Source organism: Myceligenerans crystallogenes (assembly GCF_039529775.1).
Classification (GTDB): domain Bacteria; phylum Actinomycetota; class Actinomycetes; order Actinomycetales; family Cellulomonadaceae; genus Myceligenerans; species Myceligenerans crystallogenes.
Genome location: NZ_BAAANL010000007.1, coordinates 17,577 through 43,602 on the forward strand (window position 1 = coordinate 17,577; position 26,026 = coordinate 43,602).

Below are 26,026 nucleotides of genomic sequence, written 5' to 3' on the forward strand. Positions count from 1 at the left end.
ATCCGCCGGTGCGGACAGGACGAGCAGCTCACGGCGCGCCTGTGGATAACTCCCGGGAGTGTCGGTCACCCCGCCTAGGGTTGTCGCCATGACCGTGATCGCACCTCCCTCCCGCCCGCCGGCGCTGTCGCCGTCGCGCGCGAGCGACTTCCTGCAGTGCCCGCTGTTGTTCCGGCTGCGCACGGTGGACCGCGTCCCGGAGCCGGCGTCATCGGCGGCGACGCGCGGGACGCTGGTGCACTCCGTCCTGGAGCGGCTGTTCGACGCCCCGGCGGGCGAGCGCACCCCCGCGCTCGCGCAGGAGCTGCTCCCGGCCGAGTGGGCGAAGCTCCAGGAGGCGGATCCGCGCGTCAAGGAACTGTTCGCGCCCGGCGGCGACGCCGAGTCCGAGGGCGTGGACAACTGGCTGGACGCCGCGTCACGGCTGGTCAGCACGTATTTCACGCTGGAGGATCCGAACCGGCTGCAGCCCGCCGAGCGGGAGCTCCTGCTGGAGACTCAGCTACCCGACGGGCCACTGCTGCGCGGCATCGTGGACCGTCTCGACGTCAAGCCGGACGACGGCGCGATCCGCGTGGTCGACTACAAGACGGGCCGCTCCCCCAACCCGCGCTACGAGGGCAAGGTGCTGTTCCAGCTGCGGTTCTACGGGCTCGTGCTGTGGCGCGAGCGCGGCACGATCCCGAAGATGCTGCAGCTGGTCTACCTGGGCGACGGGCAGATCCTGCGCGCGGAGCCGACGGCGGAGCAGCTGGAGGGCGCCGAGCGCAAGATCCGGTGGGTGTGGTCGGAGATCGAGAAGGCCGCGCGCACCGAGACGTGGGAACCCCGCCCGAGCAAGCTCTGCGACTGGTGCTCGCACCGCGCGCTGTGCCCCGCGTTCGACGGCACGCCGCCGCCGATCCCGGAGGGGGCCGTGGAGATCCGGCTGGGCATCTCGTAGGCGCCGGGCCGGCGGTCGTCCCGACCGGCGTTCGGCCACCACCGGCGTTCGACCCCGGCCGTTCGACCCGGGCGGCGCTCAGCCCGGCCGGCGTTCAAGCCGGGCCGGCGCCCGCACCCGCCGGGACGGCCGGGCGCGCGAGGCCCGGCGCTCCCCGGCCTGGATCGGCGCTCAGGGCGCGGCGTGCGGCCAGCGTCGCCGCGACCGAACCGCAGACGGCGAGCACGCCCACCGCGACCGCGAGCGCCGTCGGCTCCGCGTAGAGGCCGGGCTTCGCCGGGGTGGCCAGCTCGGCGACGAGGAAGCTGACGAAGTTGGCGGTCGCGACCGCACCCCACAGTGGCACGAGCAGCCGTGGCCGACGCGCCAGCCCCGCCGCCACACCGAGGAACACGGGAAGCGCCACGGGCAGCAGGTAGCGCGGGAACAGGCTGCCCCCGTTCGCGCCGTAGACGACCTGCACGGACACGGCGACGAGCAGGGTCGTCCAGAGCATCGCCCGGACCCACCGCCCGGCGCCCGGCAGGCTCGCCCCGGCCGTGGCCCTGGCTCCACCCCCGGCCGACGCACCGACGCCGTGGGCGCCCGCAGCCGACGCACCGACGCCGTGGGCGCCCGCAGCCGACGCACCGACGCCGTGTCCGCTCCCAGCCAACCCACGGTCCCCGTGTCCGCCCTTCCCCGAGGCACGCCCCGTCGTGAACGCACCACCGCCCCGGCGCAGGCGCCGCCCCAGGCCGCCGCTGGCCCGCAGTACCCGCGCGGCGCCCGGGACCAGGCCCAGCACCAGCGGGATCCACAGCAGGAGCACCGACGTGACGGCGAGGGTCGTGGCCGCGTACGACGACGTCGGGGCGACCCGTCCGGCCCACCAGAAGAAGTCGGGCAGGCGGGCCCAGGTGACCGGGTCCAGCACGACCTGCCACACCGGCCGGGCGACCCGCTGCAGCTGGTTCGCCATCGCCCAGTCGAAGTGGGACCCCTGGAGGTTCCCGGTCAGCGCCAGGTTGCGGGCGTAGAACCACCCGGCGGCCGCCAGCGCCGTCGTCGGGCCGCCGACCGCCAGCGCCACGACCGGCGCCCACCGGCCGCGCCCCCGCGCGGCCCGCACCGCGGCCGCGGCCACGACGAACGCCACGATCACGGCGCCGGTCATCGCCGCGGACAGCCGGGACAGCGCACCGGCCCCCATGAGCAGGCTCAGCCCCGCCACGAGCGGCAGGTCCAGGCCGCGCCGGATCGCCGTCGCCCCCGCGCCGAACATCGTGGTGACGCAGAGCGCCGCGACGAGGTCGTTGAACGCGGCCCCGCCCACGTGCGCGACGGCGGCCGCCGTCCCGGCGACCATCGCCGCGAGCTGCGGCAACGGGCTGCCCGGGCGGCAGACGCGGCCCGCGCTCCACCGGGCCACGAGCACGAACGCCCCGGCCAGCAGCACGTTCACCACCCGCGCGGCGTACACCGCGGCGACGGGGTGACCGGCATCGGCGAGCGGCCCGACGAGCCACGAGACGAGCAGGTAGTACAACGGCGGGTGCTGCGCGGTCCACTGGACGGGCGGCAGCTCGGCACCGGCGGGCCGGAACGCGAGCCCTTCCTCGAACACCGGCAGCCCGCCGTGCCACACCTGCCAGGCGTAGTCGACGTGGGCGGGCTCGTCCCCGGTGCCGTACGGCGGGTCGGTGACCAGCACGGCCAGCGACAGCAGCACCGCGCAGGCGGCGGCCGCGACGACGCCGGCGCGGCCCGGCTCGGCGAGGACCTCGGCCCGGAACCGGGCCGGCGCCCGCGGCACACGGGCCCGCGGGGCGTCCTTCCACCAGGCCCGGAGGGTCATGGGATCTTGATCAGATCGGCCTCGGCGATGTGCCGGATCCGCTCGCGGCCGTGCCGGGTCAGCAGCAGGATCAGCGCCAGCACCGCGACGGTCATCGCACCCATCACGATGACGAGGTAGGCGCCGTGCAGGGAGGAGTCCAGCGGCGCGACCAGGCCGGCGAGCACGGAGACCGTCACGACCGCCATCGACGCGGTCCGCGAGAGCCGGAGCGACGCGAGGAAGGGCATCACCCACAGCAGGTACCAGATGTGCACCACCGGGCTGAGCACCAGCATCGCCCCCATGATCAGGGAGAGCTCGCGGACGCCCTCGCCCTTGTCGCCCGTGCGGCCGCGCAGCGCGATCCAGCCCAGGAGCACGAGCATGGCGGCCAGGGCGAGGTTGCGCACGACGGTGACGAACAGGTTCGGCGCGAACCCGGCCCCGAAGGCCCCGAAGATCCCGTCGAGGGCCACGCCGACCAAGGTCGGCGCCGAGAGGACCGTGTTGAGGCTGGCCGGGACGCCGAGCGCGCCGATCCAGCCCACCCCGAGCCCCCACATGAGCCCCACCCCGACCAGGGTCCCCACCGACAGAACCGCCACGAGGGCCAGCCTCCGCAGCCGGTCCACGAGCAGGGCGCCGACCGGCAGCGACACCAGCACGACGGCGACGCAGACCAGACCGCCGGGCAGCTTCACGGCGGCCGCGAGACCGCCGAGGACGGATCCGAGCACCCAGTGGTGCTCGGCCGCGGCCACCAGCGCGGCGGCCATCAGGCCCACCATGAGCAGGTCGTTGTGTAGGCCGCCGACGCCGTTGGCCATCATCAGCGGCGACGCGAGCGCGGTGCCCGCCGCCAGGGCCGGGTTCGCCCCGGTCCACCGCGCCATCCGCGGCACCGCCCAGGCCAGCAGCACGAGCCCGATCAGCGCGACCATCCGGTGACCGACCACCAGCAGCCACGGGTTCCCGGTCACCCCGGCGCCGATGTCACCGAAGATGAGCGGCAGCGGGCCGTACGGCGCGGGCGTGCTCATCCAGCGGGGGTCGACGGCCTCGACGATCGGCCCCCGCAGGATCCCGGGCCCCCAGTCGTAGGGCGAGATGCCGAAGTGGGTCAGCATCCCCTGCGCGGCGTACGACCAGCCGTCGCGGGAGAACAGCGGGGGCGCGGGCAGCAGCGGCAGCGACCAGAGCACGGTGGCGCGCCGGACCAGCGCCAGCGCCTCGATCTGACCGCTCTCCCCGGCGCGGGCGACGTCGCGGCAGATCGACAGCCAGGCGGCGGCGAGGAGGCCGAGCCCGGCGAGCACCAGGGCCAGCCCGAACATGCGGCCGGACACGTGCGAGCGCAGGGCCGCGAGCGGCTCGAGGTCCAGGATGGGTGTGGAGTGCGGCAGTGTGGAGACCACCAATCCTCCGACCAGGACCAGCACGCTTCCGACGACGCCACGGGTCAGCACGATCGAAAACATAAGGCCCGGCCGGTACCCAAAACCGACATTGACACGAACTACACGACAACGCTACATGTCCGGCTGACGAACGCCAGGTCACGCTCGAGCCACGAACGCGGCATAACGCCAGCTCACGGCCCCATTTTCCGCCCGTCGCCAGGGCGGGTAGTCGTCAGTACCGATCGACGACATCACCGGCGGCGACGCGCGCGACGAGCTCCAGCCCGACGCCGTCCAGCGAGCGGAAGCGGCTCAGGCCGGCCCGCTCCTCGACGGGCACCACGGCCTCGACGCCGATCGTGCGGGCGCCGCTCGCGAGCGCCGAGCTGATCCCGACGGGCGAGTCCTCGACCGCGACGCAGTCGGCCGCGTCCACGCCGAGCCGCTCCGCGGCGGTCAGGTAGGGCTCGGGGTCCGGCTTGCCCCGGGCGACCTCGTCGCCCGGCACGATCGTGGCGAACGTGCCCTCGGGCGCACCCGCCGCGACGACCTCGGCCAGCTCGCGGTAGGACATGGTGACGATCGCGCAGGGCACGCCCGCCTCGTTCAGGGCCGCCAGCAGCGGCAGCACGCCCGCACGCCACGGCACCTGGCCGACGAGCCGCTCCCGCACCCGCGCGACGAGCCACGTGACGATGTCGGCCGGCTCCATCGGCACACCCGCGTCCCGCAGGATCCCGGCGCTCACCAGGAGGGGGTTGCCCACCAGCCGCATGGCGTCCTCGTGCGTCCAGGCGACCCCGTGCCGGGCGGTGAGCTCGTGCTCCGCCGCGATCCAGTACGGCTCGGTGTCCACGAGCGTGCCGTCGAGGTCGAAGAGCACCGCCTTCGGCAGGGCCGGCGATCCGGCGCCGCCGGGCTGGGACTGGTCAGGGAGCAGGGCGGTGTCCACGGTGCCTCCGGGGGGGTGCTGGGCGGGCGAGGCGCCAGGAGGGCGCCGCCCCCACCTCATCACATCCCGGTAACGCGAGGTGAACGCCGGCGGGCGAAACCCTGACCATGCCGCACCAGTGCCCATCCCGGTGCGACCGACGTCACACGTGCAGGCCCCCCGCTCACACCGGAACGCCTTCTGGAATCTTCTCCGCTCTCGGGCGGCCTATGCTGACCCGAGCAACCCCAGGGACCGTGGAAGGCCGTAGCGCGTGAGACCCAAGCAGCAACGTGGCGAGGCCACCGCCGAACGCGTTCTCGACACCGCGCTGCGCCTCTACGCGGCGGGGGGCGAGGCCGGGGTGACCGTCGCGGCCCTCACCCGCGAGACCGGGATCAGCACCGGGAGCATCTACCACCATTTCGGCAGCCTCAACGGGGTGCTCGGCGCGCTCACCCACCGCTCCCTCGCGGCCCTGTTCGACGAGATCGGCGCGGCGCTGCGCGAGACCACGGACGCACGGGCCGGCATCGACGCCTTCGTCGGGACCTACCTCGGGTTCATGGCCGCCGATCCCGTCGTCGGACGCCTGCTGCACTCGACGACCGTGGACGAGATGGGCTGGAAGCACGCCCGGGAGATGCGCGACGCCCAGGAGGCACGGCTCACGCCGATCATGGTGTGGATCGGCGATCGTCAGCGGGAGGGCGAGCTCGCGCAGATGTCGGGCGCACTCGTCGAGTCGCTGATCCTGGGGCCCGTCATCGGCTGCACCCGCCGCTGGATCGCCGTCGGCGACATCGACCTGGCGGAGGCCATGAAGGTGCTCCCGGAACGCATCTGGCGCTCGGTCCAGCCGTGACGGCTCCGGCGCGGGCGGATCAGGCCGCGCTGGTGGGCCGCAGGCCGGCGACGCCGAGCTGGGCGGCGAAGGCGTCCTCCGCGGCCCCGACGAGGTGGGCGGGGACGCTCGGCCAGGCGGCGGCGATCGCCGCGAGCGCCGCGCACGTGGCCGCGTCCAGGCCGCCACGAGGCCGCGGCTTCCGTCCCTGCAGCACGGAGTCGAGTTCACCGTGGAAGAGCTCGATCAGCTCACGGTGCGCGAGATAGCCGGGTTCCATGCCCGACAGTCTGACGATTCACCGGCAGGATCGGAATACTTTCTGGAAACATTTCCGTGTCGATCTCGACGGGCTGTCCAGACCTCCTGGATGTGTTAGAAATGGCGTGCCGACGGCTGTCGTCGGCGTACAACCGTCGCCAGGAAACATCACGTGACCCAAGAACCGATGACCCGCACCGAACGCGGCCGCCAGTACCGTCTCGACGACGCGCTCGCCGCGGCCCGTGGCCTCCTGGCCGAGCGGGGCGTCGACGGCGTCACCATGACCGCGGTAGCGCGGCAGCTCGGGGTCAGCGGCCCGGCGCTCTACCAGTACTTCGACGGCCGCACCGGCCTGCTGCGGGCCACGTACGACGACGTCATGGACGACCTCCTGGCGTTCCTCGGCGAGACCGTCGCCCGTCAGGACCCGGACGACCTGGCCGCGCAGGTCCATGCCGGCACCCACGCGATCTTCGCCTGGTGCCGCGGGCACAAGCACGAGTTCGACCTGCTCATGGGTTCCAGCTTCCGCAAGGTCGCCAGGGCGTCGGAGGGCGTGCGCGAGACGATCGCGCAGCGCCTCGGCGGCGCATGGGTGCCCACCTTCGAGCGGATCTGGCGCTCGGGCGTCGAGTTCCGGGCCGACGACGAGATCCCGGCCCCCCTGCGCGAACAGCTCGTCGCGTACCGCGAGGTCCTGCTGCGCGACCACCCCGGCGCCGGCCCCGGCTTCCCCCTCGGCGCGGTCTACGTGCTGTACAAGGGCTGGCGGATGATCTTCGGCCTGCTCTGCATGGTCGCCTACGACCAGATCGACTACGTCTTCGGCGACTTCGAGGCCGTCTTCGCCGACCTCATGGACGACCTCTTCACCCTGATCGGCATCCCGCCGAGCGACGGCGTCCGCCTGGCCGGCTGACCGCGGGCACCGCCCGCCCCGGCGATCAGGACGCGAGCCGGCCGTCGTCCGCCGTGCGTTCCCCGGCCACCGGCCCGTCCGGCTCCGCCACCGCCACCTCGGCGCCCGCGGCCACCTCGGCCTCGAGCTGTGCCACCAGCGCCTCGGAGCGCTCCGCCGGCTCCCGGTGACGCGGCGGCTTCTCGCGCGCGAGGCGCGCCCGGATCCGCGCGGCGTGCCGCGCCGCCTCCAGCGCGGCGGCGGGATCGCCCGCGCCGGACCTCGCCACGGCGAGGTTCGTCAGCGCCAGCGCGAGCTCGGACTCGTACTTCTCGGGCTTCGCCCGCGCGAGCCCGTCGAGTGCCGTCACCGCCTCGGCCGCGGCCTCGACGGCGTCGCCGAACCGGCCGACGTCGGCATACGTCCCCGCCAGGTTCGTCAGCGACGCCGCCAGCACCGGCAGGTGCTGGGCCCGGCTGCGGGCCACCAGCAGCCGGCTCGCGGCGACCGCCTCGGTCGCCGGGTCGACGGCGTCCGGGGTCCGCGCGTTCTCCGCGAGCCGGGAGGCGAGGTTCGACAGCGACTTGACCAGGCCCGGCAGGTGCCGTTCGGGGTAGCGCGCCGCCAGGTCGCGCAGGATCACGGCGGCCTCGTCCTCGGCCGCGAGCGCCTCGGCGGCGTTCCCCAGCACGGAGTGCGTGACCCCGAGGTTGGAGAGGGAGGCGGCGAGGTCCGGCAGGTAGCGGTCCGGGTTCGACGCCGCGAGCCGGCGCCGGATGGTCACCGCCTCCAGCTCCCGTTCGAGCCCGAGACGACGCCGCCCGAGCTGCGCGTTGAGGATGCCGAGGTTGGAGAGCGTCTGGGCGACGAACGGCAGGTAGCCCTCGTGCTGCTCGGCGAGGCGCTGCCGCAGGTCCAGCGCCTCGGCGGTGGCGCGGGCGGCCTCCTCGGGACGGCCGAGCTCGCTGAGCCGCGCCCCGAGGTACGACAGCGCGCTGGCCAGGTCGGGGATGTACCGGAACGGGTCGCGCCGCACGAGTTCGCGGCAGGTCTCCACCGACGCGAGCGTGCTGCGGTAGGCCTCGTCCGCGTTGCCCGACTCCGCGTGCCGCTTGCCGAGGTTCCACAGCCCCTTGGCCAGCATGGGCCGGATCTGCGCGGGCTCGTCGCCGGCCACCGCGCGCGCCAGGACCACGCCCTCCTCCGACGCCGCCAGCGCGTCCTGCGGCCTGCCCAGCTCGGCGAGGCTGCTGCCCATGTTCATCAGGGACTGCGCCAGCGCCGGCCGGTACCGGCGGGGGTCGGCGGCGGCGAGCTCACGGAGCGCGGCGACCGCCGAGGACTCGTCCCCGAGGGCCTCGTCGAGCCGGCCCTGGAACCACAGGAGCGCGCCGCGCAGCGCGAGGGTGGCGGCGACCGCGGGCCCGAGGGCGGCGCGCGCGCCGGCGTCGTCGCGCGTGGCCGTGTCGAGCAGCCGCAGGGCGCGGTTCGACGCCGCCAGCGCCTCCGCGTACCGGCCGTCGTACTTGTGCGCGTCGGCCATCACCGCGTAGACGGCCGCCTGCCGGAGCGGGTCGTCGAGGAGGGCGACGGCGCGCTCGCACATCCGCACGCGTGCGGACATGAACGTGCCGGTCAGGTACTGCGGGTGGCAGGCGAACGTCTCGAGCACGGCGGCGTCGTCGGGCAGCTGCCGGGTCACGCGCAGGTAGGCGTCGGCGACGGCGTCGGCGGTCTCGTGCTGCGGGCCGGTGGACGCGATGCGCGCCAGGACCCGGGCGGCGTGGATCGCCTGCCCGGGCAGGAGGCCGGTCGTGACACGCTCGGCGAAGCGGGGGTCGTCCGCCAGGACGCGGGCCACGAGGTTCTCGTCCGTCTCGGCGGCGGGCAGGGCGGCCGGGCCGGCTCCGCCGGGGCCCAGGAGCATGGCCGCGGCCAGGTCGTTGGTGTGCTCGCTCGCGTACGGGGCGAGGGCGTCGCTCGTGGCGAGGGTGGCGGTGGGCGGCGCGGGGCTGCCCGGGAGCTCGCGGGACGGCAGCTCGCGGACGGGCGTCGCGCCGAGCAGCACGCCCAGCCCGGGCGTGCCGTGCTCGAGACGGTCGCGCCAGAGCGCGGTGCTCCGGGCGGTGAGCAGCACCCGCGTGCGTCCCTCGCCCGCGGCGGAGAGCGACAGCAGGAGGGCCCGCAGCCCGGGGAAGAGGTCGGCGTCGTCGACCACGGCCAGACGGTGCCGCGCCTGGCTGCCGTGCCAGGCGCGGAGCCCGGCGTCGTCCTCGATGTGGTGCACGGTCCAGCCGCGGCCGCCGAGCCTCCGGGCCAGGTCCTCGGCGAGGAGCGACTTCCCCGCCCCGGGCGGCCCGGTGACGAGGCGGACCGCGACCGGCGTCCGCAGGTCCGCCCAGCGGACCAGACCCTTCAGCTCGGCGCGCCGGGACGCCGTCCGCGCGGGCTCGTCCGCTCGCACCGGCCGCGCCGCACCCGGGCGTGCCGGCGCGACGTCCCGCAGGAGATGGCGAAGGTCCACGAGGTCAGTGAACCGGACAATCGAGAATGCTGCCAGAAATAGGGCGAGCAACCTGTGGACGACCGCCGGGCCACCGCGCGCCGAACGCGGGGCGAACGCCGGGCGAACGGGCCCGGCAATGGGGAGACCTCCCCTTGACCACTGGTTGGCAGATCGCGAGGGTGAGCGGCAGCAGGGCCCAGAGCCTGCTCCGTGTCAGCCCGCACGAGCGATGGGAGTGGTCATGGTACGTACGAGGATCCGGGCGTGGAAGGCCTTCGCGGCCGGCGCCGCCCTGATCGGGAGCCTGGTCCTGGCGACGGCGCTCGGTGCGCCGGCGCAGGCGGCGGCCCGCGACGGCGTCTGCGAGACCGGCGAGTTCTGCTACTACTTCAACAGCGACCACGCGGGGTCGGTCTCCGACCACCCCGCGACCGACCTCGGTGACTACGGCACCGACCCCGCCACCTGCTACGTGTTCCGCACCGCGGGCCGCGCCGGCTACGGCGAGTGCATCAAGAACAACGCCGCCTCGGTCTGGAACCGGACCGGCAAACCGGTCCGGGTGCACTACAACTCGTCCTTCGGCGGGACGTACCAGGAGATCGCCGCGGGCGGTCAGGTGAACCTGAACGCCACGCTGAAGAACAACAACGCCTCGCACCGGTTCGGCCCGTTCGTGGCGGCGCCGTCGTCCCGCGCGAGCTACTACGTCTCCATCCAGGACACGGCCTGGGCGTACGACACCGGCTGCTCGATGGGCCGGGCCGACGCCGGCCAGGCGGGCACGCAGACCCACGTCGTCGTCCTCGCGTTCGGCAAGACGACGCTCGGGGCCGACGGCGTGCACCGGCTCTCCTACTTCGGCGGCACCGACCGCGGGCTCGGCAGCGCCGGGGCGATGGCCGTCGCGATGGGCAAGGGCTACGACGCCTGCACGGGCGCGGACACGGCCTCCCGGCTGCGCGTCGGGCTCGGGACCAGCAACTACCCCGGCAGCGCCGTGACGAGCGCCGCGGGCGCCGACCTCGCCCGGGCGGCCCGGGACGCCGCGGCGGACCTGGCGAGCTACCCGCAGGCCACGGTCTGGGGCGCGAACGACTTCGAGGCGTGGGGCGCGGGCTCGGGCCTGAACCAGCAGTCGCGGAACTGGCTCGACGGCTACAACGCCGTCAGCGGCAGGCCGCCGCTGGTGAACTTCGGCAGCGCGGACGGCTGCCCGTCGTCGTCCGTCCCGGCCGCGGGCAGCTGCAACGACGGGCTGAGCGCCGACACGATCTGGTACGTCTCCACCCGCGGCGCGGCGCGCCCGCTCCCGGAGATCTACACCACCTCGGGCACGCAGGCCGGGCAGTGGAAGAACCTGTCGCTCTACGCGTACGGCAAGGGGGCGGCGATGACGTTCCCGGGCGTGATGGCCCAGCACGGCGCGTGCGTGCAGCGCGGCGGCTGCAGCGGCACCGACAACACGCCCGCGACGGCGTGGCTGCAGCTGAACCAGCAGCTCGACGCCGACTCCCGGACCGCCGGCGACCCCGGCGCCCCGACCGACATCTTCTGGCAGGAGAGCCTGGCCGCGTTCTCGGCGGACGCCGTCGGCCCGCGGTCCGCCACGGAGCTCCGGGCCGCCTGGCCCGCGGGGATCTTCCAGGACGCGGAGGCGCCGGCCCGCGGGGCGGAGTTCCGCGGCGTCAACCGGTGGGTCGGTCACTCAGGCGGCCGCGCCCTGACGGTGTGGGCCGGCCGTTCCGGCCAGGACGCGAGCCTCGGCCGGGTCCTGGTCGCCGATGCCGGCCGGGCGGACGCCGTCGTGGACCTTCCCGGTGCGGGCGCGCTCCGCGTCGTGGCGGCCCGGGGAACCGTGCTCGAGCTGATCGACGAGCACGGCGCCCGCCACCGGTTCGACGCCGTCGCGCGCACCTTCTCCTGACACCCCGCCCCGCGATCGTGCCCGCGCTCCGCGACGCCTCTGGACCGGGAGGCGTCGCGGATCGCGGGCACGTTCACGGCTGCTCCCGGTCAGGCCCCCGACGTCGCCGGGGCCGGGGCCGCCGCGTCGCGCGGCAGCACCTTCGCCGGCCCGAACCGGCCCCAGGCCACGAAGGCCGAGAGCACGGCGAGCACGGCGATGACCGGCAGGCCGGCGCCGCCCAGGGTCAGGATGTCGCTGATCGCCGCGCCGATCATGGTCACGACGAGCCCCGTGGCCGCGATCGGCGTGAGGACGGGCAGGATCCGGGTCGCCGCGGGCAGGATCAGCCCCAGCGCACCGAGGACCTCGGCCCAGCCCGCCACGATCATGAGCGCCACCGGGTAGCCCTCCGGCGCGGCCGCGGCGAGCGCGTCCGGCGAGGCGAAGGCCTTCATCCCGCCGGCGCCCAGGAACGCCAGGGCCAGCAGGCCGGAGACGATCCACACTGCAATCTTCATCGCTGTCCTCTTTCTGGTTCGAGATGGCGTCGTGGTCAAGTCGCGGCGCTCCCGGGGCAGTCCCGCAGATCCGGAATTTCCGCTCAGAGCGATATGCGCCGCGCTCCCCAGGTCTGACGACGGCGGCCTCCCGAACTCATCGCCGCGCGGCCTCGCGGACCGGGAACCGGCCTCCGCCATCAGCGAACCGCGTCATGCCACGCCAGGGGCAAATCCCCGCCCTGTTCCGGGCACGACACCATAGGGTGGGAGGATGACCGACGCACAGTCCGTGCCGACCGAGCAGGCATCCCCCACCCCGCCCACGGCCCGCAAGACCGTGCTGCTTGCCGCCTTCGAGGGCTGGAACGACGCGGGTGGCGCGGCCACCGGCGCGCTCACGCATCTCGCGGAGGTCTGGGGAGCCGAGAAGGTCTCGGAGCTGGATCCCGACGAGTACCACGACTTCCAGGTGAACCGCCCGACGGTCGGTTTCGACGACGACGGCAAGCAGTTCATCACCTGGCCGACGACGACGGTCCGGGTCGCCCGCCTGCCCCACCGCACCGTCGTCCTGGTGCACGGCATCGAGCCGTCGATGCGCTGGCGCAAGTACTGCCGCGAGGTCCTCGACATCGCCGGCGAGCTGGGCGTGGAGTCGTTCGTGACGCTGGGCGCGCTGCTGGCCGACGTCCCGCACACGCGGCCCATCCCGATGACCGCGACGTCGGACAGCGTGGGCGTGCAGGCGGTGCTCGACATCGAGCCCAACACCTACACGGGGCCCACCGGCATCGTCGGCGTCATGCAGCACGAGGCCGCCGAACGCGGGCTGCAGTCCATCTCGCTGTGGGCGGCCGTGCCGCACTACGTCGCGAACCCGCCGTCGCCGAAGGCGACGCTCGCGATCCTCACGCGGATCGAGGAACTGCTCGGCGAGTCGATCGAGATGCGCGAGCTGCCCGACGACGCCGCGGCCTGGCAGGCGGGCGTCGACGAGCTGGCGAGCGAGGACACGGAGATCTCCGAGTACGTCGCCCAGCTCGAGGAGGCCAAGGACACCGCCGAGCTCCCGGAGGCGTCCGGCGACGCGATCGCCCGGGAGTTCGAGCGCTACCTGCGCCGCCGCGACATCGGCGGCAAGGACGGGAAGGAACCGGGCGGTCCGGGGCCGCTGTGAGCCGGCACGCCGGCTGACCACCCGCCGACCCCGCGGCGGCCGATCCCGCGATCGGCCGCCGCCGGCGTTACAGGCGGACCCCGAGCAGGGCGTCGACGGTGCGCGCGAGGACGCCCGGGGCGCCCTCGTCGTCGTACGTCGTCTCGCGGGACGGGTCCAGGGCGGCGTCGGCCCAGGCGTCCACGGCGGCCAGGGCCGCCGGGGCGTCGAGGTCCGCGGCCAGCGCCGCACGGACCGTGGCGATCGCGTCCTGCGCCGACGGGCCGCCGTTGCCGGACATCGCCGCACGCCAGCGCTCCAGGCGGTCCGAGCCGGTCTCGAGGTCGGCGTCGGTCCACTCCCAGGACGTGCGGTAGTGGTGGGCGAGCAGCGCGAGGCGGATCGCCATCGGGTCGGCGCCGTCGGCACGCAGGCGCGAGACGAGCACGAGGTTACCGAGCGACTTGCTCATCTTCTCGCCCTGGTAGCCGATGAGCGCCGCGTGCACGTGGGCGGCGGGCGCGGCGCCGCCGAGGGTGCGCAGGTGGGAGGACGACATCTCGTGGTGCGGGAAGGTCAGGTCCGCGCCCCCGCCCTGGACGTCGAAGGTGGCGCCCGGGGCCTCGTCCGTGCCGGACGTGCCGGCGGGCGCGGACAGGCCCAGACCGTCGCGAGCGATGACCGTGCACTCGATGTGCCAGCCGGGCCGGCCCTTGCCCAGGACGCCGCCGTCCCAGGCGGGTTCGCCGGGGCGCTCCGCGCGCCACAGCAGCGGGTCGAGCGGGTCGCGCTTGCCGGGCCGCCCCGGGTCGCCGCCGCGCTCGGCGAACAGGGCGCCCATCGTGGCGGCGTCGTAGCGCGAGACGGCGCCGAACGCGCCGTCGGCGCGCAGGTCGGCGTAGACGTCGTCGCCGGTCACGCCGTCCTCGTCCGGCGCCACGCGGTAGGCGGCGCCGGACTCCAGCAGGGCCGTCACGGCGGCGGCGACGGCGGGCACGGACTCGACCGCGCCGGTGTACACGTCGGGCGGGACGACGCCGAGCGCCGTCATGTCCTCCGCGAACAGGGCCGTCTGGTCCCGCGCGAGGTCGCGCCAGTCGACGCCGGTGGCCGCGGCGCGTTCCAGCAGCGGGTCGTCGACGTCGGTCACGTTGGACACGTACGTGACCCGCTTGCCGGCGTCGCGCCAGGCGCGGACCAGCAGGTCGAAGGTCACGTACGTGTTCGCGTGGCCGATGTGGGTGGCGTCGTAGGGGGTGATGCCGCAGACGTACAGGCCCGCGGTCGCGCCGGGTGCCGCCTCGACCAGCGCGCCTGTCGAGGTGTCGTGCACCTGGATCTTGTCGGAGCTACCGGGGATCTCTGGGATCTGAGGGGAAGGCCAGGTAAGCACCAGGACAGCCTAAAGGCTGTCAGAGGGTGGGATGGACGCGGATGATCTTGCGGCGGAGCCACACCTTGCGTTCCCCGCCGCGGTACTTGCGCGTGCGGGCGAGCTCCCAGCGGCCGTACTCGGCCTCGTCGGTCAGCAGCTTGCGAGCGTCAGGCACGCTCGTGGTTCTGTCGATGGTCACGACCCGGTATTCGTACTGGCCGTGCTTGCGCCACGTGGAGCCCTCACCCGCCATGCGTCACCGTCCCTGATCGGGGCTGAATTCGTCCATCTATTGTGAACTTTTCGCCGCGCCTTTCAAGGGGTGTCTCGCAGTACGGGCCGCGCCCGGGTGCGCACCGGCACGGGACGGCCCGACAATGGAAGCCAGGCCTGCGCGCCCCTCGGGGCCGCGCACGCTCGGCACCACCCAGGGGGCGCGCGATGCAACATCTACCGGGCCGGCTCAGCTCCGCCCTTCTGGCGGTCCTGATCCTCATGGGCAGCAGCGTCCCGGTGGCCGCGGCCCTTCCCGTGGCCGAGCGGTCCTCGGCCCCGGAGCGGGACGCGTGCTTCCTCGACCTGAGCGGCACGGGCACGGAGGGCGGGGTCTGCCCGTCCGGCGAGGTGCCGGACGACGCCGCCGGCCGGCACCTCGGCCCGCACGAGCAGGTGCCGCCCACGAAACCGAGCTTCTACATCACGGTCCACGACACCGAGTGGGCCTGGCGGGCCGGCTGCGACATGGGCCGCCAGGACGAGAGCCTGCCCGGGACGCAGCAGTCCGTGATGGTGCTGGCGTTCGGCCAGACGGAGCCCTCCCCGTCGGGCGTCTACCGGCTGTCCTACTTCCACGGCCCGGACCAGGAGTTCGACGTCGCGGCCGAGATGGCGATCGCGATGGGCCACGGGTACGGCGTCTGCACGGGCTCCGACGAGACGTCGCGCCTGTGGATCGGCATGGGGACCAACAACTTCCCGGACAGCGCCGTCAACCGCCGCGCCGGGAAGACCCTCGCCATCGCCGCCCGCGACGCCGCCCGCGAGCTGGGCAGCGGCTACCAGTCCACGATCTGGGGCGCCAACGACTTCGAGGCCTGGGGCGAGACCGACCCGTCCCTGAACGACCGTTCGCGCGCCTGGCTCGACGGCTACAACGACGTGCCCGGCAGGCCGCCGCTGGTGAACTTCGGCAGCACGGACGCGTGCCCCTGGGACGACGTCCCCGAGGCATCGAGCTGCAGCCCGGGTCACACCGCGGAGACCATCGTGTACGTGTCCACGCAGGGCGCCGCCCGCGCGCTCCCGGAGATCTACACGCCCGAGGGCACGCAGGCGGCCCAGTGGGCGCTGCTGGCGCGTTACGCCTGGCGCGAGGGCACGCCGATGCGGTTCGCGGCCGTGATGTCGCAGCACGGAGCCTGCGGGCAGCGGGGCGGCTGCGAGGGCATCGACAACCCGCCCGAGACCTCGTGGCTGCAGCTCAACCAGCACCTCGACCGGAACTGGCGCACGACGGCCACGCCGGGCGCCCCCACCGACATCTTCTGGCAGGAGAACCTGCTGGAGGACGAGGGCTGAGGGCAGGCGACGTCGTCGGGCGACGGACTAGTGGACGCCGCCCTGCGGGTCGACGACGCCCGTGACCAGCAGCACCGCCACCACCGCGGCCAGCACGAAGCGGTAGTAGACGAACGGCGCGAACGAGTACCGCTTGACGATCTTCAGGAACGCCACGATCACGAAGTAGCCGACGACGCCCGCGACCACCGTCGCGATGATCGTCGCGGGCCAGCTGGGCGCGCCCTCCGGCAGCGGCTCGCCGAGGGTCTTGACGAGCTGGTAGAAGCCGGCGCCGAACACGGCGGGCAGGGCCAGCAGGAACGAGTAGTCCGCGGCCGCCGACCGCTTGAAGCCCATGAACAGGCCCGCGGCGATCGTGCCGCCGGACCGCGACACGCCCGGCACCAGCGCGAGGGACTGGGCGATGCCGTAGGTGATCGCGCTGCGCGGCGTGAGCGACTCCAGGTCGCGCTCCTGCCGCGCGGTCCGGTCCGCCCACAGGATCACCACGCCGAACCCGGCGAGCATCGCCACCGTCAGCCACAGGTTGCGCCAGTCGTGCTCGATGTAGTCGTCGAACAGCAGCCCGAGCGCCACGATCGGGATCGAGCCCAGGATGATGTACCAGCCCATCGCCGCGTCGGGGTCCGCGACGGCGATTCCCGGGCGCGCGTGCCGCACGTCGACCGACCCGGCCGCCGGGCCCACGCCGAGCCGCGAGCGCCAATCCGGCCCGTTGCCGCCGGTCAGGGCGCGCCACCAGGCGCCGAGGATCTGCGCGAGCTTCTTGCGGTAGTAGATGACGACGGCGGTCTCCGTGCCGAGCTGCGTGATCGCGGTGAACGCGGCCCCGGCGTCGCCCGCCCCGATCAGCTCGCTGGTGATCCGCATGTGCGCGGAGGAGGAGACCGGGAGGAACTCGGTCAGACCCTGGACGAGTCCGAGAAGGATGGCTTGCCACGTCGTCACGGGCGGTAACCCTACCCGGTGCCGGGTAGCCTGCCATGCATGGAACTGCGCAGGGTGGGTGTGACGGGACTGCGCGTCTCGGAACTCGGGCTCGGCACGATGACCTGGGGCCGGGAGACGGACGACCTCGACGCCGCCGAGCAGGTGCGGGATTTTCTCGACGCGGGCGGCAACCTGATCGACACGGCGGCCTCGTACGGTGACGGCGAGGCGGAGTCGGTGATCGGGACGCTGCTGGGCGGGAAGGTGTCGCGCGGTGAGGTGGTGCTGGCCACGAAGGCGGGCACGCGCCGGGACGCGTCGCGCCGCACGCTGCTGGACGCGCTGGACGCGTCGCTGCGCCGGATGGGCACGGATCACGTGGACCTGTTCCTGGTGGCCTGCCCGGACGGCGCCACTCCCCTGGCCGAGACGGCGTCGGCGCTGCGGCTGGCGGTGACCTCGGGCAAGGCCCGCTACGCGGGCGTGTGCAACCACCCGGGGTGGGCGACGGCGCGGCTGGCCTCGCTGGTGGGCGACGACGCCGGGCTGGCGGCCGTGAGCTGCGAGTACTCGCTCGTGCAGCGCGGGGTGGAACGGGAGATCCTGCCGGCCGCGCACGAGCTGGGCCTGGGTCTGCTGGCCTGGTCGCCGCTGGGGCGCGGCGTGCTGACCGGCAAGTACCGGCACGGGACGCCCGCCGACTCGCGCGCGGCGTCGAGCCACATGGCGGGTTTCGTGCAGCCGTACCTGGAGGGGCCGGCGTCGTCGGTGGTCGACGCCGTGGGGATCGCCGCGGACGGGCTGGGCCGGTCCCCGGCCGAGGTCGCGCTGTCGTGGCTGCTGGAGCGCGAGCAGGTGGCGTCGGCGATCGTGGGCGCGCGGACGCCCGCCCAGCTCAGGACCACTCTGGCCGCCACGGAACTGGCGCTGCCCGCGGAGGTGCTGTCGGCGCTCGACGACGTGTCCGCGCCGCCCGTGGGCTATCCGGAACGCTGGTGACGGGCGCCGGCGGGACCGTCTACTGGCGGGCGGGCTCGGTCGCGACCGGCTCCGCGTCGGTGTCGTCCACGTCCGCGAGCTCGTCCTCGAAGTCGAAGTCGTCGTCGAGGTCCTCGGCGTCCTCGTCCTCGTCCTCGTCGTCCTCGTCGAGATCCTCGGCCAGGTAGAACGGCGTGACCTCGCCGAACTGGGTGGCCAGGGCGTCCTCGTAGACCTCGTAGGCGTCGGCGAGCACGTCGTAGGCGTCGTCGACCGCGGGGTCGTCGTCGCCCCGTCTCGTGGCGACCGCGTTGTAGTGGGCCTCGAGTGCGGCCACGAGGCGGTCGAGTGCGGCGCGCGGATCAACGGTCATGCTGTGAACTCTACTGCCGCGCGCTGGCCTGCGGTATCGGTCGGAGCGAATCCGGGCCGGATCCGCGTGACCGGGGCCACGGCCGGAACGTTTCACCACGTCAGGGGACCGTTTAGCACATACCTGCCGGAACGCACGGGGGCCCGGCGGGGGTTGTGCCCGCCGGGATCCCATGGCACGCGGGTCACCGCCGGCGGTGCCGGCTCAGCAGGTCCGCAGCAGCCGGTCCAGCACCCGCGTGCCGAACTTCAGGGCGTCGGCGGGCACCCGCTCGTCGACGCCGTGGAACATGCCCGCGAAGTCGAGCTCGGCGGGCAGCCGCAGCGGGGCGAAGCCGTAACCCGTGATGCCCAGGCGCGACAGCCACTTGTTGTCCGTCCCGCCCGACAGCGTGTAGGGCAGCACCGTGGCGCCCGGGTCCTCGGCGCCGATCGCGTCCACCATCGCGTCCACGAGCGAGCCGGTGAACGGCACCTCCAGCGAGACGTCCTGGTGGACGGTCTCGATCCGCACGTCCGGCCCGGCCAGCTCGCGCAGCGTCGCCATCCCCGCCACCTCGTGGCCGGGCAGGAGCCGCACGTCGACGACGGCCGACGCCGAGCCCGGGATGACGTTCGCCTTGTACCCGGCCTCCAGCTGGGTCGGGTTGGAGGTGTTGCGCACCGTGGCGCCGACGAACTTCGCGGCCGGCCCGAGCGCGGCCACGAGCGCGTCCACCATCGCCGGGTCCTCGGCGAACCGGGCGCCGTCGTACGGCAGCCCGGTGAGGTCCGCGACGCCGCGCAGCAGCGCGTCCACGGTGGGCGTGGGCGTGTACGGCCAGGCGTGCCGCCCGATGCGGGCGACGGCGTCGGCGAGGGCGACGACGGCGTTGTCCTCGTTGACCTGCGAGCCGTGCCCCGCCCTGCCGTCGGCGATCAGGCGCAGCCACGCGAGGCTCTTCTCCGCGGTCTGCAGCAGGTAGGCGCGGCGCCCGTCCACGTCCACGGAGAACCCGCCGACCTCGCTGATCGCCTCGGTGGCCCCCTCGAAGAGCCCGGGGTGCTCGCGCGTCAGGTACCCGGCGCCGAACTTCCCGCCGGCCTCCTCGTCCGCGAAGAAGGCGACGACGACGTCGCGCGCGGGCTTGCGGCCCTCCCTGACCAGCTGCCGCACGACGGCGAGGATCATGGCGTCCATGTCCTTCATGTCGACGGCGCCGCGGCCCCAGATCATGCCGCCCTCGACGTCGTCGGTGAGCTCCGCGGCGAACGGCCCGACGGACCAGTCGCCCGCGGCGGCGGGGACGACGTCGAGATGACCGTGCAGCACGAGCGCGGGCCGCGACGGGTCCTGGCCCTCGAGCCGCACGACGACGGACGCCCTCCCGGGCCGCGACTCGAACAGCTCGGGTTCGAGCCCCACCTCGGTGAGCAGTTCCATGACCAGCTCGGCGGCGGCCCGCTCGCCGGGGCCCTCGCCGGTCCCGTAGTTCGAGGTGTCGAGGCGGATGAGGTCGCGGCAGATCGCCACGACCTCATCCTCGGCGGTGAGCTGGGCTGACGGTGCGGGTCGCGCGGTCTCGGTCACACGAACACGCTACCTGCCCTGTCCACCCCGATCACGAGCGGTTCGGAACCGTCTCACACTTCAGGCTCCCGCCCGATCAGAACCCGGCCGTGATCCGCGTGAACTCCAGCTCCGGCTGGCTGATGCCGCTGCAGTCCGCGCGGGCCGCGCCGCCGTTGCCGCTCGCGCAGGAGCGGTCGCGGTTGACCGACCAGAACGCGAACCGGCCCAGGCCCTTGCTCGTGGCCCAGTCACGGATCTGGGTCCACTGCGACGTCGTCGTCGTCTCGCCGACGTCGGAGACGCCGTTCATGCCCGAGATGCCCATGTGAGCGTACGCCTGCGCGTCCGTCCAGCCGTGCGCCGCCTTGAGCTTGTTCTTCAGGCCCTCCGACGCGCTGATCGTGGAGGCCACGATGTCGGTCGCGCCGAAGTCGAACGGCATGATCGTGTAGTTGTCGATCGGCGTGCCGAACTCCTTGGCGCGGTCGATCAGGCGCCCGCCCCACCAGTTCGGTCCGGTCTGGCTCGTGCCGAACGTGACCACGATCTTCGTGGCCGGGTTCTTCTGCTTGACGATGGCCAGGCCGCGCAGGATGCGGTCCTGGACGTCGGCGTTCTCGAACTCGTCCGAGTTCTCGATGTCGAAGTCGACCACCTCGGGGTGGTGCGCGTCGATGACCTTCTGCACCGCCCCGGCGAACGCCTCCGGGCTCGAGCAGTTCGGGCCCAGCTTGTTCCCGGACCAGCCGCCGAACGAGATCTGCACCTGCCCGCCCCGCGCGTGGATCGCGTCGATCGTCTGCTGGTCGACGCCGCCCGTGAGCGGCCGCGTGCCGTCCCACGCGGGGTTGCAGCCGCCGGACGACAGCATGAACGCCATCGTGAACGCCTTGACGCCCGTGCGGTCCATGACGCTCGTGGCGCTCGGCGGGTTGCCCCAGCCGAGGTACAGGTACGGCGCGCCCGCCATCTCGCCGCCGGAGGCCGGGGGCGTGGTGGGCGGCGGCGTCGTCGGCCCGCCCCCGCACACGCCCTGGTCCTCCCAGACGCCCCAGTCGGTGACCCGCGGCGTCTCGTTCTGCGTCCACCACTTGGCACGCCAGTTGTGCCCGCCGTACGACACGACGTTGCCCGCCGTGTACACGGCCGACGACGACCACGGCGCGGCGCACTCGGCCGCCGCGACCTGCTGCACGCCCTGGGTCTGCGCGGCGGTGGCCGCGACCGCGCCGCCGGCGACGAGCGCCAGCGCGGTGGCGACCACGATCCCCCGACGCGTCCGGCGACGCCGGATCTGCTGGGTATCCATCGTCCGTCCTCCCTGCCTCACGAATAAGTAAGGAGACTTTACGACCGGCCGTCCCGGCGACACATCCGCGATTTCCCGTACGGGCGACCGAGGACTAGGCGACCTCGAACAGGCGCCCGTCCGGGTCCAGGCGGAGCTCCCGGGTCAGGTCCAGCCGTTCCAGGAACGCCCGGTCATGGCTCACGACGAGGAGGGCGCCGCGATACCGGGTCAGGGCAGCCACCAGCTGGTCCACGGTCGCGACGTCCAGGTTGTTGGTGGGCTCGTCCAGGATCAGCAGCTGCGCGGGCGGGTCCGCCAGCAGCAGGCGCGCCAGCGCCACCCGGAACCGCTCCCCGCCGGACAGCGTCGCCACCGTCCGGTGCACCGCCGCGCCCCGCACCAGGAACCGCGCCAGCCGGTTCCGCAGCTCCCCGGGCGGCACCTCGGGCGCGCCCGCGCGCACGGCGTCGAGCACGGTCGCGTCGTCGTCCAGCACGTCGACCCGCTGCGGCAGATAGGCGACCCGGTCCGTGAGGAGCGCGCCCGACGCCGCCGCGCCGTTCGCCGGCCCCGGCGACGCGCCCGACGCCGCGCCCGCCGGCAGACCCACCGCCGACGCCGCGCCCGCCGTCGTGCCCGACGCCGCCGGGACCGTGCCGCCCCCGCCGCCCCGCACGCCGGCCAGCCGCTCCAGCAACGTCGTCTTCCCCGCTCCGTTCGGCCCGGTCAGCGCGACCCGCTCCGGTCCTTGGATCACGTGCTCGCGGCCGTCCGAACCGGTCAGCACCGCGAGGCGGCGCCCGGCCGGGACCTGCGGATCGGGCAGGTCCACCACGACCCGCTCGTCGTCGCGCACCGCGCGCTCCGAGGCGTCGACGGCGGCCTGGGCGGCGGCGATCCTGTCGTCCGCCAGGCCCCGCCGGTCGCCCTGGGACCGCTCCGCGGCGTTCTTGCGCTCCCGCACCACCGCCGGGACATAACGCCGGTTCGCGCGGTCCTTGCGCGCCTGCCGCTCGCTGTGCGCGACCCGCTCCTCCAGCTCGATCCGCTGCCGCTTCTCCCGCCGCAGCGTCTGCTCGGCGGCGCGCAGCGCCTGCTCCGCCGCCTCCTGCTGCACGGCCAGCCAGGCCCGGTACTCGCTGAACGGCCCGCCGAACGTCGTCAGCGTGCCGTCCCGCAGCTCCGCGGTCGCGTCCATCAGCTCCAGCAGCGCCAGATCGTGCGACACCACGACCAGCGTCCCGCGCCAGCCCCGGACCAGGTCGTAGAGGCGCTCGCGGGAGTCCCCGTCGAGATTGTTGGTCGGCTCGTCGAGCAACGCGACGTCGGCGCCACGCAGCCGCAGCCCGACCACGGCGGTCAGCATCGCCTCCCCGCCCGACAGCGTCCCCACGGTCCGGTCGGGATCGGCGGGCAGGCCCGCCGCGCCGAGCGCGGCGACGGCGCGTTCCTCGGCGTCCCAGCCGTCGCCGACGACGTCGAACAGCTCGGGGCGCGTGTCCCCGGCGGCGATCGCCCGGACGGCGTCCACCTGCTCGCGGACGCCGAGCAGGCCGGCGACGGTCGTGCCGGTGTCGAGGGTGAGGCGCTGCGGCAGGTAGTCGGCGGTCCCGGAGACGACGACGCCGCCGGACGACGGGCGCAGCCGCCCTCCGACGAGCCGCAGCAGGGTGGACTTCCCGGCGCCGTTGAGGCCGGTCAGGCCGGTGCGGCCCCGGCCGAACGAGCCGCTGACGCCGCTGAGGGCGACGGATCCGTCGGGCCAGGCGAAGGAGAGGTCGTGCAGGACGACGGCAGGGTTGACAGCAGAAGGCAAGGCGAGAACTCCCGGGTTGGCGTGGCACGCCGGCACCTCGGGTCCCGTCGGGTCGCGCGTGAGCGCGCCGTCGTCGGCCGGCTCCGCAAAGGGGAGCCCCGACGACCCACGGGGAAGGTGTCAGCGCAGGGCGGCGACTACCGGGTCAGTTCCCACTCACGATCCTTCTCGTCATCCCGCCTCACACGCGGACCAGCCCGCCGGGACGCGAACACCCTGTCACCGGCGCGCACGACCCGCAACCCTTTTTTCCACCCGGCCCCACACGCACTCCCCCTGGCCGGACAACCCCGCCGCGATCACGGGTCCCCTCTGGTCCAGAATCGCCGGGGCGCTCGTTCATGAGCGCCCCGGCGGTGGCCGCGGGCGATCAGTGCCTGATCACCGGCGGCGGCGAGAGGTCACGCGCGGCTCAGTAGCTGGTGTCGGTCACGCCCTGGGAGACCGCGAAGATGATGGCCCCGAAGTAGAAGACCCAGAACAGCGTGACGAGGACCGTGCCGACCCAGCCCGTGATGATGCCCGCGAGCGCCATGCCGTCGTTGTCGGCCTGCCCCTCCACGACCGCCTTGCGCGCCTTGTTGCCCATGATGATCGCCGGGATACCGGCCAGCAGCCCGAGGCACATGACGATGCTGACGATGCCGAGCACCAGCGACCACACCGCGAACGAGTTCTTCGGGTACGGGTTGTAGTACGGCGTCATGGGCTGGCCCGGAACCGGCGGCATCCCGCCCTGCTGGTACGGGCTGGGCTGGGCCTGGCCCGGCTGCTGGTACGGCGCCGGCTGCTGGTAGGGAGCGGGCTGCTGGTACGGCGACGCGGGCTGCTGTCCCGACGGGTCGTACGGGTTCGGCGTCTCGCCGGGAGGGTTGGTCGACATAGTGCTGACACCTTTTCAGTTCCGAAGTTTTAGTGGGAAGCGAGCGAAACCCTATCGAACCGACGGCTGTTCAGTCGAAGTTTCCGGTCAGGCCCAGAGTCACGACGAGGGCGAAGATCGCGAAGACGAGGAGGCCCACCGCGCCCGTCACGATTCCCGCGGTCGCCATACCCGCATTGTCCGCCAGCCCCTCGGACTGCGCCTGGCGCGCCCGCAGCCCGACGATGATCGCCGGGATCCCGAGGAACCCGCCGGCGCCGCAGGCCAGGAAGATCGAGACGGCGGCGATGATGCCCAGGACGAGCGACCACACGGCCAGGCCGTTCTTCGGGAACGGGTTGACGTACGGGTACGGCTGCATCGCCATCGGCGGGACGCCGTACGGCGGCTGCTGGGGGACGGCGGGTCCGTAGGCGGCCTGTCCGTACGGGGACGCGGGCGGCGGCATCGGGCTGCCGCCGGGCTGGTACGGCGGCGGGACCGGGCTGATGCCCGGGTACGGCGCCGTCGTGCCCGGGTGAGCCGGGTCCGGCCAGGCGGGCGCCGGGTCCTGCGGCCCGTACGGCGTGGGAGCTCCGTGGGGTGCGGGAGGTTCGTACGGCGGGGGCGGGGGCGGGACGTCGTTCGACGCCGCCGGGTTCTCGCCCGGCGGCGTCGAACCGCCGGAGGACGGCGTGCCGCTGTCTGAGTTGTCCATGGACATGGTCAGTAGTCGACCTCCGGGTCGAGCGTCGCCCACATCGACGGGTCGTTCAGCAGTTCCTGGAGCTCGGGGCCCGTCGAGGCAGCGCCGAGGCCGAGCACGCCGAGCCCCATGACGACCGGCACGACGACCGCGAAGATCAGCGCGAGGAGCATCACCACCACGTTGATCCAGCCGAGGATGAGGCCCGCGGTGGCGGAGCCCACGTTGTTGGCCAGTCCCTCACGAACCGCCTTCTTGCTCGCGTAACCGGTGAAGATCGCGACCACGCCCAGGACCAGCGGGCACATGACCCAGCTGAGGATGCCGGTCACCAGCGACCAGACGCCGAGGTCGTTCTTCGGCGGGGCCGCGGCGTAGGCCATCGGCTGCGTCCCGTACACCACCGGCGGCTGCGCGCCCGGGTACCCCGGCGGCCCGGGCGGCGGCGGCGCCGGGTAGGGCTGCTGGCCGTACGGCTGGCGCCCGCCCGGCGGGAGCTGGGGATCGTTGAACGACATGCGGACCCTTTCGAGGTTCTGGCCGGACCCCGAGCCTACCGGTCAGCACCCGCCGGGGAGGACCCTCACCAGCAGGTCCGCCGTCGTTCAGTAGCCCTCGGGATCGAGCGAGGCCCACATCGACGGGTTGTTCATCATGTCCTGGAAGTTGGGGTCGTTCATCATCGCGCCGAAGGACGCGGCGAAGATGATCCCGAGCACGATCGAGAGGATGAGCGACGCCCAGCCGAGGATGAGGCCGGCCATGGCCATGCCGCCGTTGTTCGCCTCGCCGTTCCTGACCGCCTTACGGCCCATGTGGCCCGTCACGATCGCCGCGATGCTGGCGATGACCGGGCAGACGACGAACGAAAGGATGCCCAGGATCAGCGACCACAGGCCGAGGCCGTTCTTGGGGTACTGCGGGCCGTAGCCGCCCTGCGCGGGGGCGCCCGGGTAGGGCGTCGCCGCCGGCGGGTTGCCGCCCGCCTGGTACGGCTGCTGCGCACCGCCGGACTCCTGCGCACCGGACTGGTACGAGCCGCCGGACTCCTGCGCACCGGACTGGTACGAGCCGCCGGGCTGCTGGGCACCGCCGGACTGGTACGAGCCGCCGGACGGGTACGAGGAGCCCTGGGCGGGAGTTCCCCCCTGGCCGTACGGGTCCTGCGCGCGGGCGCCCTCCTGGTACGGCTGCTGCGTGTGCCGTCCGGGCGGCTCGGGCGCCTGGCCCGGAGCGGGCTGCGGGGTGGCGCTCGGGCGCTCGGGCGGGAGCGGCTGCCCCGCGGGCGTGGTGGGCCCGCCGGGCTCGCGGGCAGGCGTCGGCTGGTTCGGGTCCGGAGTCCCGGGTTCGTTGGTCGACATACGCAACCATCCCTCTCTCATCTGGTCCCTAC

At 73.8% G+C, this 26,026-nt stretch carries 24 protein-coding genes; 7 read left to right on the top strand and 17 right to left on the bottom strand.

Annotated elements, in window-relative coordinates:
- Window positions 1-88: 88 nt before the first annotated feature.
- Window positions 89-943, top strand: a complete 855-nt coding sequence (locus ABD208_RS16140) for a RecB family exonuclease (RefSeq protein WP_344104847.1) — start codon at window positions 89-91, stop codon at window positions 941-943.
- 94 nt (window positions 944-1,037) lie between these two features.
- On the opposite strand, the gene ABD208_RS16145 is transcribed toward ABD208_RS16140, so the two are convergent.
- The 3 genes from ABD208_RS16145 to ABD208_RS16155 all read right to left on the bottom strand — a co-directional run bounded on the left by ABD208_RS16145 (window position 1,038) and on the right by ABD208_RS16155 (window position 5,114).
- On the bottom strand, window positions 1,038-2,780 hold the full coding sequence (locus tag ABD208_RS16145; protein ID WP_344104849.1) for a hypothetical protein: 1,743 nt from the start codon (window positions 2,778-2,780) through the stop codon (window positions 1,038-1,040).
- Window positions 2,777-4,228 (bottom strand): polyprenol phosphomannose-dependent alpha 1,6 mannosyltransferase MptB, encoded by a 1,452-nt coding sequence (mptB, locus tag ABD208_RS16150; protein ID WP_344104851.1) that lies wholly within the window; start codon window positions 4,226-4,228, stop codon window positions 2,777-2,779. The genes ABD208_RS16145 and mptB overlap by 4 nt, the downstream gene beginning before the upstream one ends.
- Before the next feature lie 166 nt (window positions 4,229-4,394).
- The gene (locus ABD208_RS16155; RefSeq protein ID WP_344104853.1) at window positions 4,395-5,114 is read right to left on the bottom strand and encodes an HAD family hydrolase; all 720 of its coding nucleotides are present in this window, start codon (window positions 5,112-5,114) and stop codon (window positions 4,395-4,397) included.
- 253 nt (window positions 5,115-5,367) lie between these two features.
- On the opposite strand from ABD208_RS16155, the gene ABD208_RS16160 reads away from it, so the two are divergent.
- Complete coding sequence (locus ABD208_RS16160; RefSeq protein ID WP_344104855.1) at window positions 5,368-5,958, top strand: TetR/AcrR family transcriptional regulator; 591 nt, start codon at window positions 5,368-5,370, stop codon at window positions 5,956-5,958.
- A gap of 19 nt (window positions 5,959-5,977) precedes the next feature.
- Here the strand turns inward: ABD208_RS16160 and ABD208_RS16165 are convergent, their stop codons facing one another.
- On the bottom strand, window positions 5,978-6,217 hold the full coding sequence (locus ABD208_RS16165; RefSeq protein ID WP_344104857.1) for a hypothetical protein: 240 nt from the start codon (window positions 6,215-6,217) through the stop codon (window positions 5,978-5,980).
- Window positions 6,218-6,370: 153 nt separating this feature from the next.
- Between ABD208_RS16165 and ABD208_RS16170 the strand changes: the two genes are divergently transcribed.
- A complete protein-coding gene (locus tag ABD208_RS16170; RefSeq protein WP_344104859.1) occupies window positions 6,371-7,120 on the top strand; it encodes a TetR/AcrR family transcriptional regulator in 750 nt (249 codons plus the stop codon).
- A 25-nt stretch (window positions 7,121-7,145) separates the two neighbouring features.
- Here ABD208_RS16170 and ABD208_RS16175 read toward each other — a convergent pair whose 3' ends face one another.
- Complete coding sequence (locus tag ABD208_RS16175) at window positions 7,146-9,623, bottom strand: tetratricopeptide repeat protein (RefSeq protein ID WP_344104861.1); 2,478 nt, start codon at window positions 9,621-9,623, stop codon at window positions 7,146-7,148.
- A gap of 223 nt (window positions 9,624-9,846) precedes the next feature.
- Between ABD208_RS16175 and ABD208_RS16180 the strand changes: the two genes are divergently transcribed.
- On the top strand, window positions 9,847-11,532 hold the full coding sequence (locus ABD208_RS16180) for a peptidase inhibitor family I36 protein (RefSeq protein WP_344104863.1): 1,686 nt from the start codon (window positions 9,847-9,849) through the stop codon (window positions 11,530-11,532).
- A gap of 89 nt (window positions 11,533-11,621) precedes the next feature.
- Here ABD208_RS16180 and ABD208_RS16185 read toward each other — a convergent pair whose 3' ends face one another.
- The gene (locus ABD208_RS16185) at window positions 11,622-12,032 is read right to left on the bottom strand and encodes a DoxX family protein (RefSeq protein WP_344104865.1); all 411 of its coding nucleotides are present in this window, start codon (window positions 12,030-12,032) and stop codon (window positions 11,622-11,624) included.
- A gap of 253 nt (window positions 12,033-12,285) precedes the next feature.
- Between ABD208_RS16185 and ABD208_RS16190 the strand changes: the two genes are divergently transcribed.
- Window positions 12,286-13,191, top strand: a complete 906-nt coding sequence (locus tag ABD208_RS16190) for a PAC2 family protein (RefSeq protein WP_344104867.1) — start codon at window positions 12,286-12,288, stop codon at window positions 13,189-13,191.
- A gap of 67 nt (window positions 13,192-13,258) precedes the next feature.
- On the opposite strand, the gene mshC is transcribed toward ABD208_RS16190, so the two are convergent.
- Both mshC and ABD208_RS16200 read right to left on the bottom strand, forming a co-directional pair.
- Window positions 13,259-14,563 carry a cysteine--1-D-myo-inosityl 2-amino-2-deoxy-alpha-D-glucopyranoside ligase gene (gene mshC, locus ABD208_RS16195; RefSeq protein WP_344104869.1) on the bottom strand — a complete coding sequence of 435 codons (1,305 nt, stop codon included), beginning with the start codon at window positions 14,561-14,563 and terminating at the stop codon, window positions 13,259-13,261.
- A 19-nt stretch (window positions 14,564-14,582) separates the two neighbouring features.
- Entirely contained in the window at window positions 14,583-14,798 is a 216-nt protein-coding gene (locus tag ABD208_RS16200; RefSeq protein ID WP_344104871.1) for a DUF5703 family protein, read from the bottom strand.
- 188 nt (window positions 14,799-14,986) lie between these two features.
- Between ABD208_RS16200 and ABD208_RS16205 the strand changes: the two genes are divergently transcribed.
- On the top strand, window positions 14,987-16,123 hold the full coding sequence (locus ABD208_RS16205) for a hypothetical protein (RefSeq protein ID WP_344104873.1): 1,137 nt from the start codon (window positions 14,987-14,989) through the stop codon (window positions 16,121-16,123).
- 27 nt (window positions 16,124-16,150) lie between these two features.
- Here ABD208_RS16205 and ABD208_RS16210 read toward each other — a convergent pair whose 3' ends face one another.
- Window positions 16,151-17,074 (bottom strand): undecaprenyl-diphosphate phosphatase, encoded by a 924-nt coding sequence (locus ABD208_RS16210; protein WP_344104875.1) that lies wholly within the window; start codon window positions 17,072-17,074, stop codon window positions 16,151-16,153.
- A gap of 39 nt (window positions 17,075-17,113) precedes the next feature.
- Here ABD208_RS16210 and ABD208_RS16215 point away from each other — a divergent pair, with 39 nt between their 5' ends.
- Window positions 17,114-18,055 (top strand): aldo/keto reductase, encoded by a 942-nt coding sequence (locus tag ABD208_RS16215; protein WP_344104877.1) that lies wholly within the window; start codon window positions 17,114-17,116, stop codon window positions 18,053-18,055.
- Between the two features lie 19 nt (window positions 18,056-18,074).
- Here the strand turns inward: ABD208_RS16215 and ABD208_RS16220 are convergent, their stop codons facing one another.
- The 8 genes from ABD208_RS16220 to ABD208_RS16255 form a co-directional block, all read right to left on the bottom strand.
- Window positions 18,075-18,407 (bottom strand): primosomal protein, encoded by a 333-nt coding sequence (locus ABD208_RS16220; protein ID WP_344104879.1) that lies wholly within the window; start codon window positions 18,405-18,407, stop codon window positions 18,075-18,077.
- A gap of 204 nt (window positions 18,408-18,611) precedes the next feature.
- The gene (locus tag ABD208_RS16225) at window positions 18,612-19,976 is read right to left on the bottom strand and encodes a M20/M25/M40 family metallo-hydrolase (protein ID WP_344104881.1); all 1,365 of its coding nucleotides are present in this window, start codon (window positions 19,974-19,976) and stop codon (window positions 18,612-18,614) included.
- 76 nt (window positions 19,977-20,052) lie between these two features.
- Window positions 20,053-21,267 (bottom strand): carbohydrate-binding protein, encoded by a 1,215-nt coding sequence (locus ABD208_RS16230; protein ID WP_344104883.1) that lies wholly within the window; start codon window positions 21,265-21,267, stop codon window positions 20,053-20,055.
- Between the two features lie 94 nt (window positions 21,268-21,361).
- On the bottom strand, window positions 21,362-23,065 hold the full coding sequence (locus ABD208_RS16235) for an ABC-F family ATP-binding cassette domain-containing protein (protein ID WP_344104885.1): 1,704 nt from the start codon (window positions 23,063-23,065) through the stop codon (window positions 21,362-21,364).
- A 412-nt stretch (window positions 23,066-23,477) separates the two neighbouring features.
- Window positions 23,478-23,948 (bottom strand): DUF4190 domain-containing protein, encoded by a 471-nt coding sequence (locus ABD208_RS16240; protein ID WP_344104887.1) that lies wholly within the window; start codon window positions 23,946-23,948, stop codon window positions 23,478-23,480.
- A gap of 70 nt (window positions 23,949-24,018) precedes the next feature.
- The gene (locus ABD208_RS16245) at window positions 24,019-24,645 is read right to left on the bottom strand and encodes a DUF4190 domain-containing protein (RefSeq protein ID WP_344104888.1); all 627 of its coding nucleotides are present in this window, start codon (window positions 24,643-24,645) and stop codon (window positions 24,019-24,021) included.
- 8 nt (window positions 24,646-24,653) lie between these two features.
- Window positions 24,654-25,151, bottom strand: coding sequence for a DUF4190 domain-containing protein (locus tag ABD208_RS16250; protein ID WP_344104891.1), 498 nt, complete (start codon window positions 25,149-25,151; stop codon window positions 24,654-24,656).
- An 87-nt stretch (window positions 25,152-25,238) separates the two neighbouring features.
- On the bottom strand, window positions 25,239-25,994 hold the full coding sequence (locus tag ABD208_RS16255; RefSeq protein ID WP_344104894.1) for a DUF4190 domain-containing protein: 756 nt from the start codon (window positions 25,992-25,994) through the stop codon (window positions 25,239-25,241).
- Between the last annotated feature and the right edge of the window lie 32 nt (window positions 25,995-26,026).

Bases quoted from the DNA above. Each gene is read 5' to 3' on its own strand.
- ABD208_RS16140 (WP_344104847.1), top strand. From the start codon at position 89: ATGACCGTGATCGCACCTCCCTCCCGCCCGCCGGCGCTGTCGCCGTCG.
- ABD208_RS16145 (WP_344104849.1), bottom strand. From the start codon at position 2,780: ATGACCCTCCGGGCCTGGTGGAAGGACGCCCCGCGGGCCCGTGTGCCG.
- ABD208_RS16165 (WP_344104857.1), bottom strand. From the start codon at position 6,217: ATGGAACCCGGCTATCTCGCGCACCGTGAGCTGATCGAGCTCTTCCAC.
- ABD208_RS16180 (WP_344104863.1), top strand. From the start codon at position 9,847: ATGGTACGTACGAGGATCCGGGCGTGGAAGGCCTTCGCGGCCGGCGCC.
- ABD208_RS16185 (WP_344104865.1), bottom strand. From the start codon at position 12,032: ATGAAGATTGCAGTGTGGATCGTCTCCGGCCTGCTGGCCCTGGCGTTC.
- ABD208_RS16190 (WP_344104867.1), top strand. From the start codon at position 12,286: ATGACCGACGCACAGTCCGTGCCGACCGAGCAGGCATCCCCCACCCCG.
- ABD208_RS16200 (WP_344104871.1), bottom strand. From the start codon at position 14,798: ATGGCGGGTGAGGGCTCCACGTGGCGCAAGCACGGCCAGTACGAATAC.
- ABD208_RS16205 (WP_344104873.1), top strand. From the start codon at position 14,987: ATGCAACATCTACCGGGCCGGCTCAGCTCCGCCCTTCTGGCGGTCCTG.
- ABD208_RS16215 (WP_344104877.1), top strand. From the start codon at position 17,114: ATGGAACTGCGCAGGGTGGGTGTGACGGGACTGCGCGTCTCGGAACTC.
- ABD208_RS16220 (WP_344104879.1), bottom strand. From the start codon at position 18,407: ATGACCGTTGATCCGCGCGCCGCACTCGACCGCCTCGTGGCCGCACTC.
- ABD208_RS16230 (WP_344104883.1), bottom strand. From the start codon at position 21,267: ATGGATACCCAGCAGATCCGGCGTCGCCGGACGCGTCGGGGGATCGTG.
- ABD208_RS16240 (WP_344104887.1), bottom strand. From the start codon at position 23,948: ATGTCGACCAACCCTCCCGGCGAGACGCCGAACCCGTACGACCCGTCG.
- ABD208_RS16245 (WP_344104888.1), bottom strand. From the start codon at position 24,645: ATGGACAACTCAGACAGCGGCACGCCGTCCTCCGGCGGTTCGACGCCG.
- ABD208_RS16250 (WP_344104891.1), bottom strand. From the start codon at position 25,151: ATGTCGTTCAACGATCCCCAGCTCCCGCCGGGCGGGCGCCAGCCGTAC.
- ABD208_RS16255 (WP_344104894.1), bottom strand. From the start codon at position 25,994: ATGTCGACCAACGAACCCGGGACTCCGGACCCGAACCAGCCGACGCCT.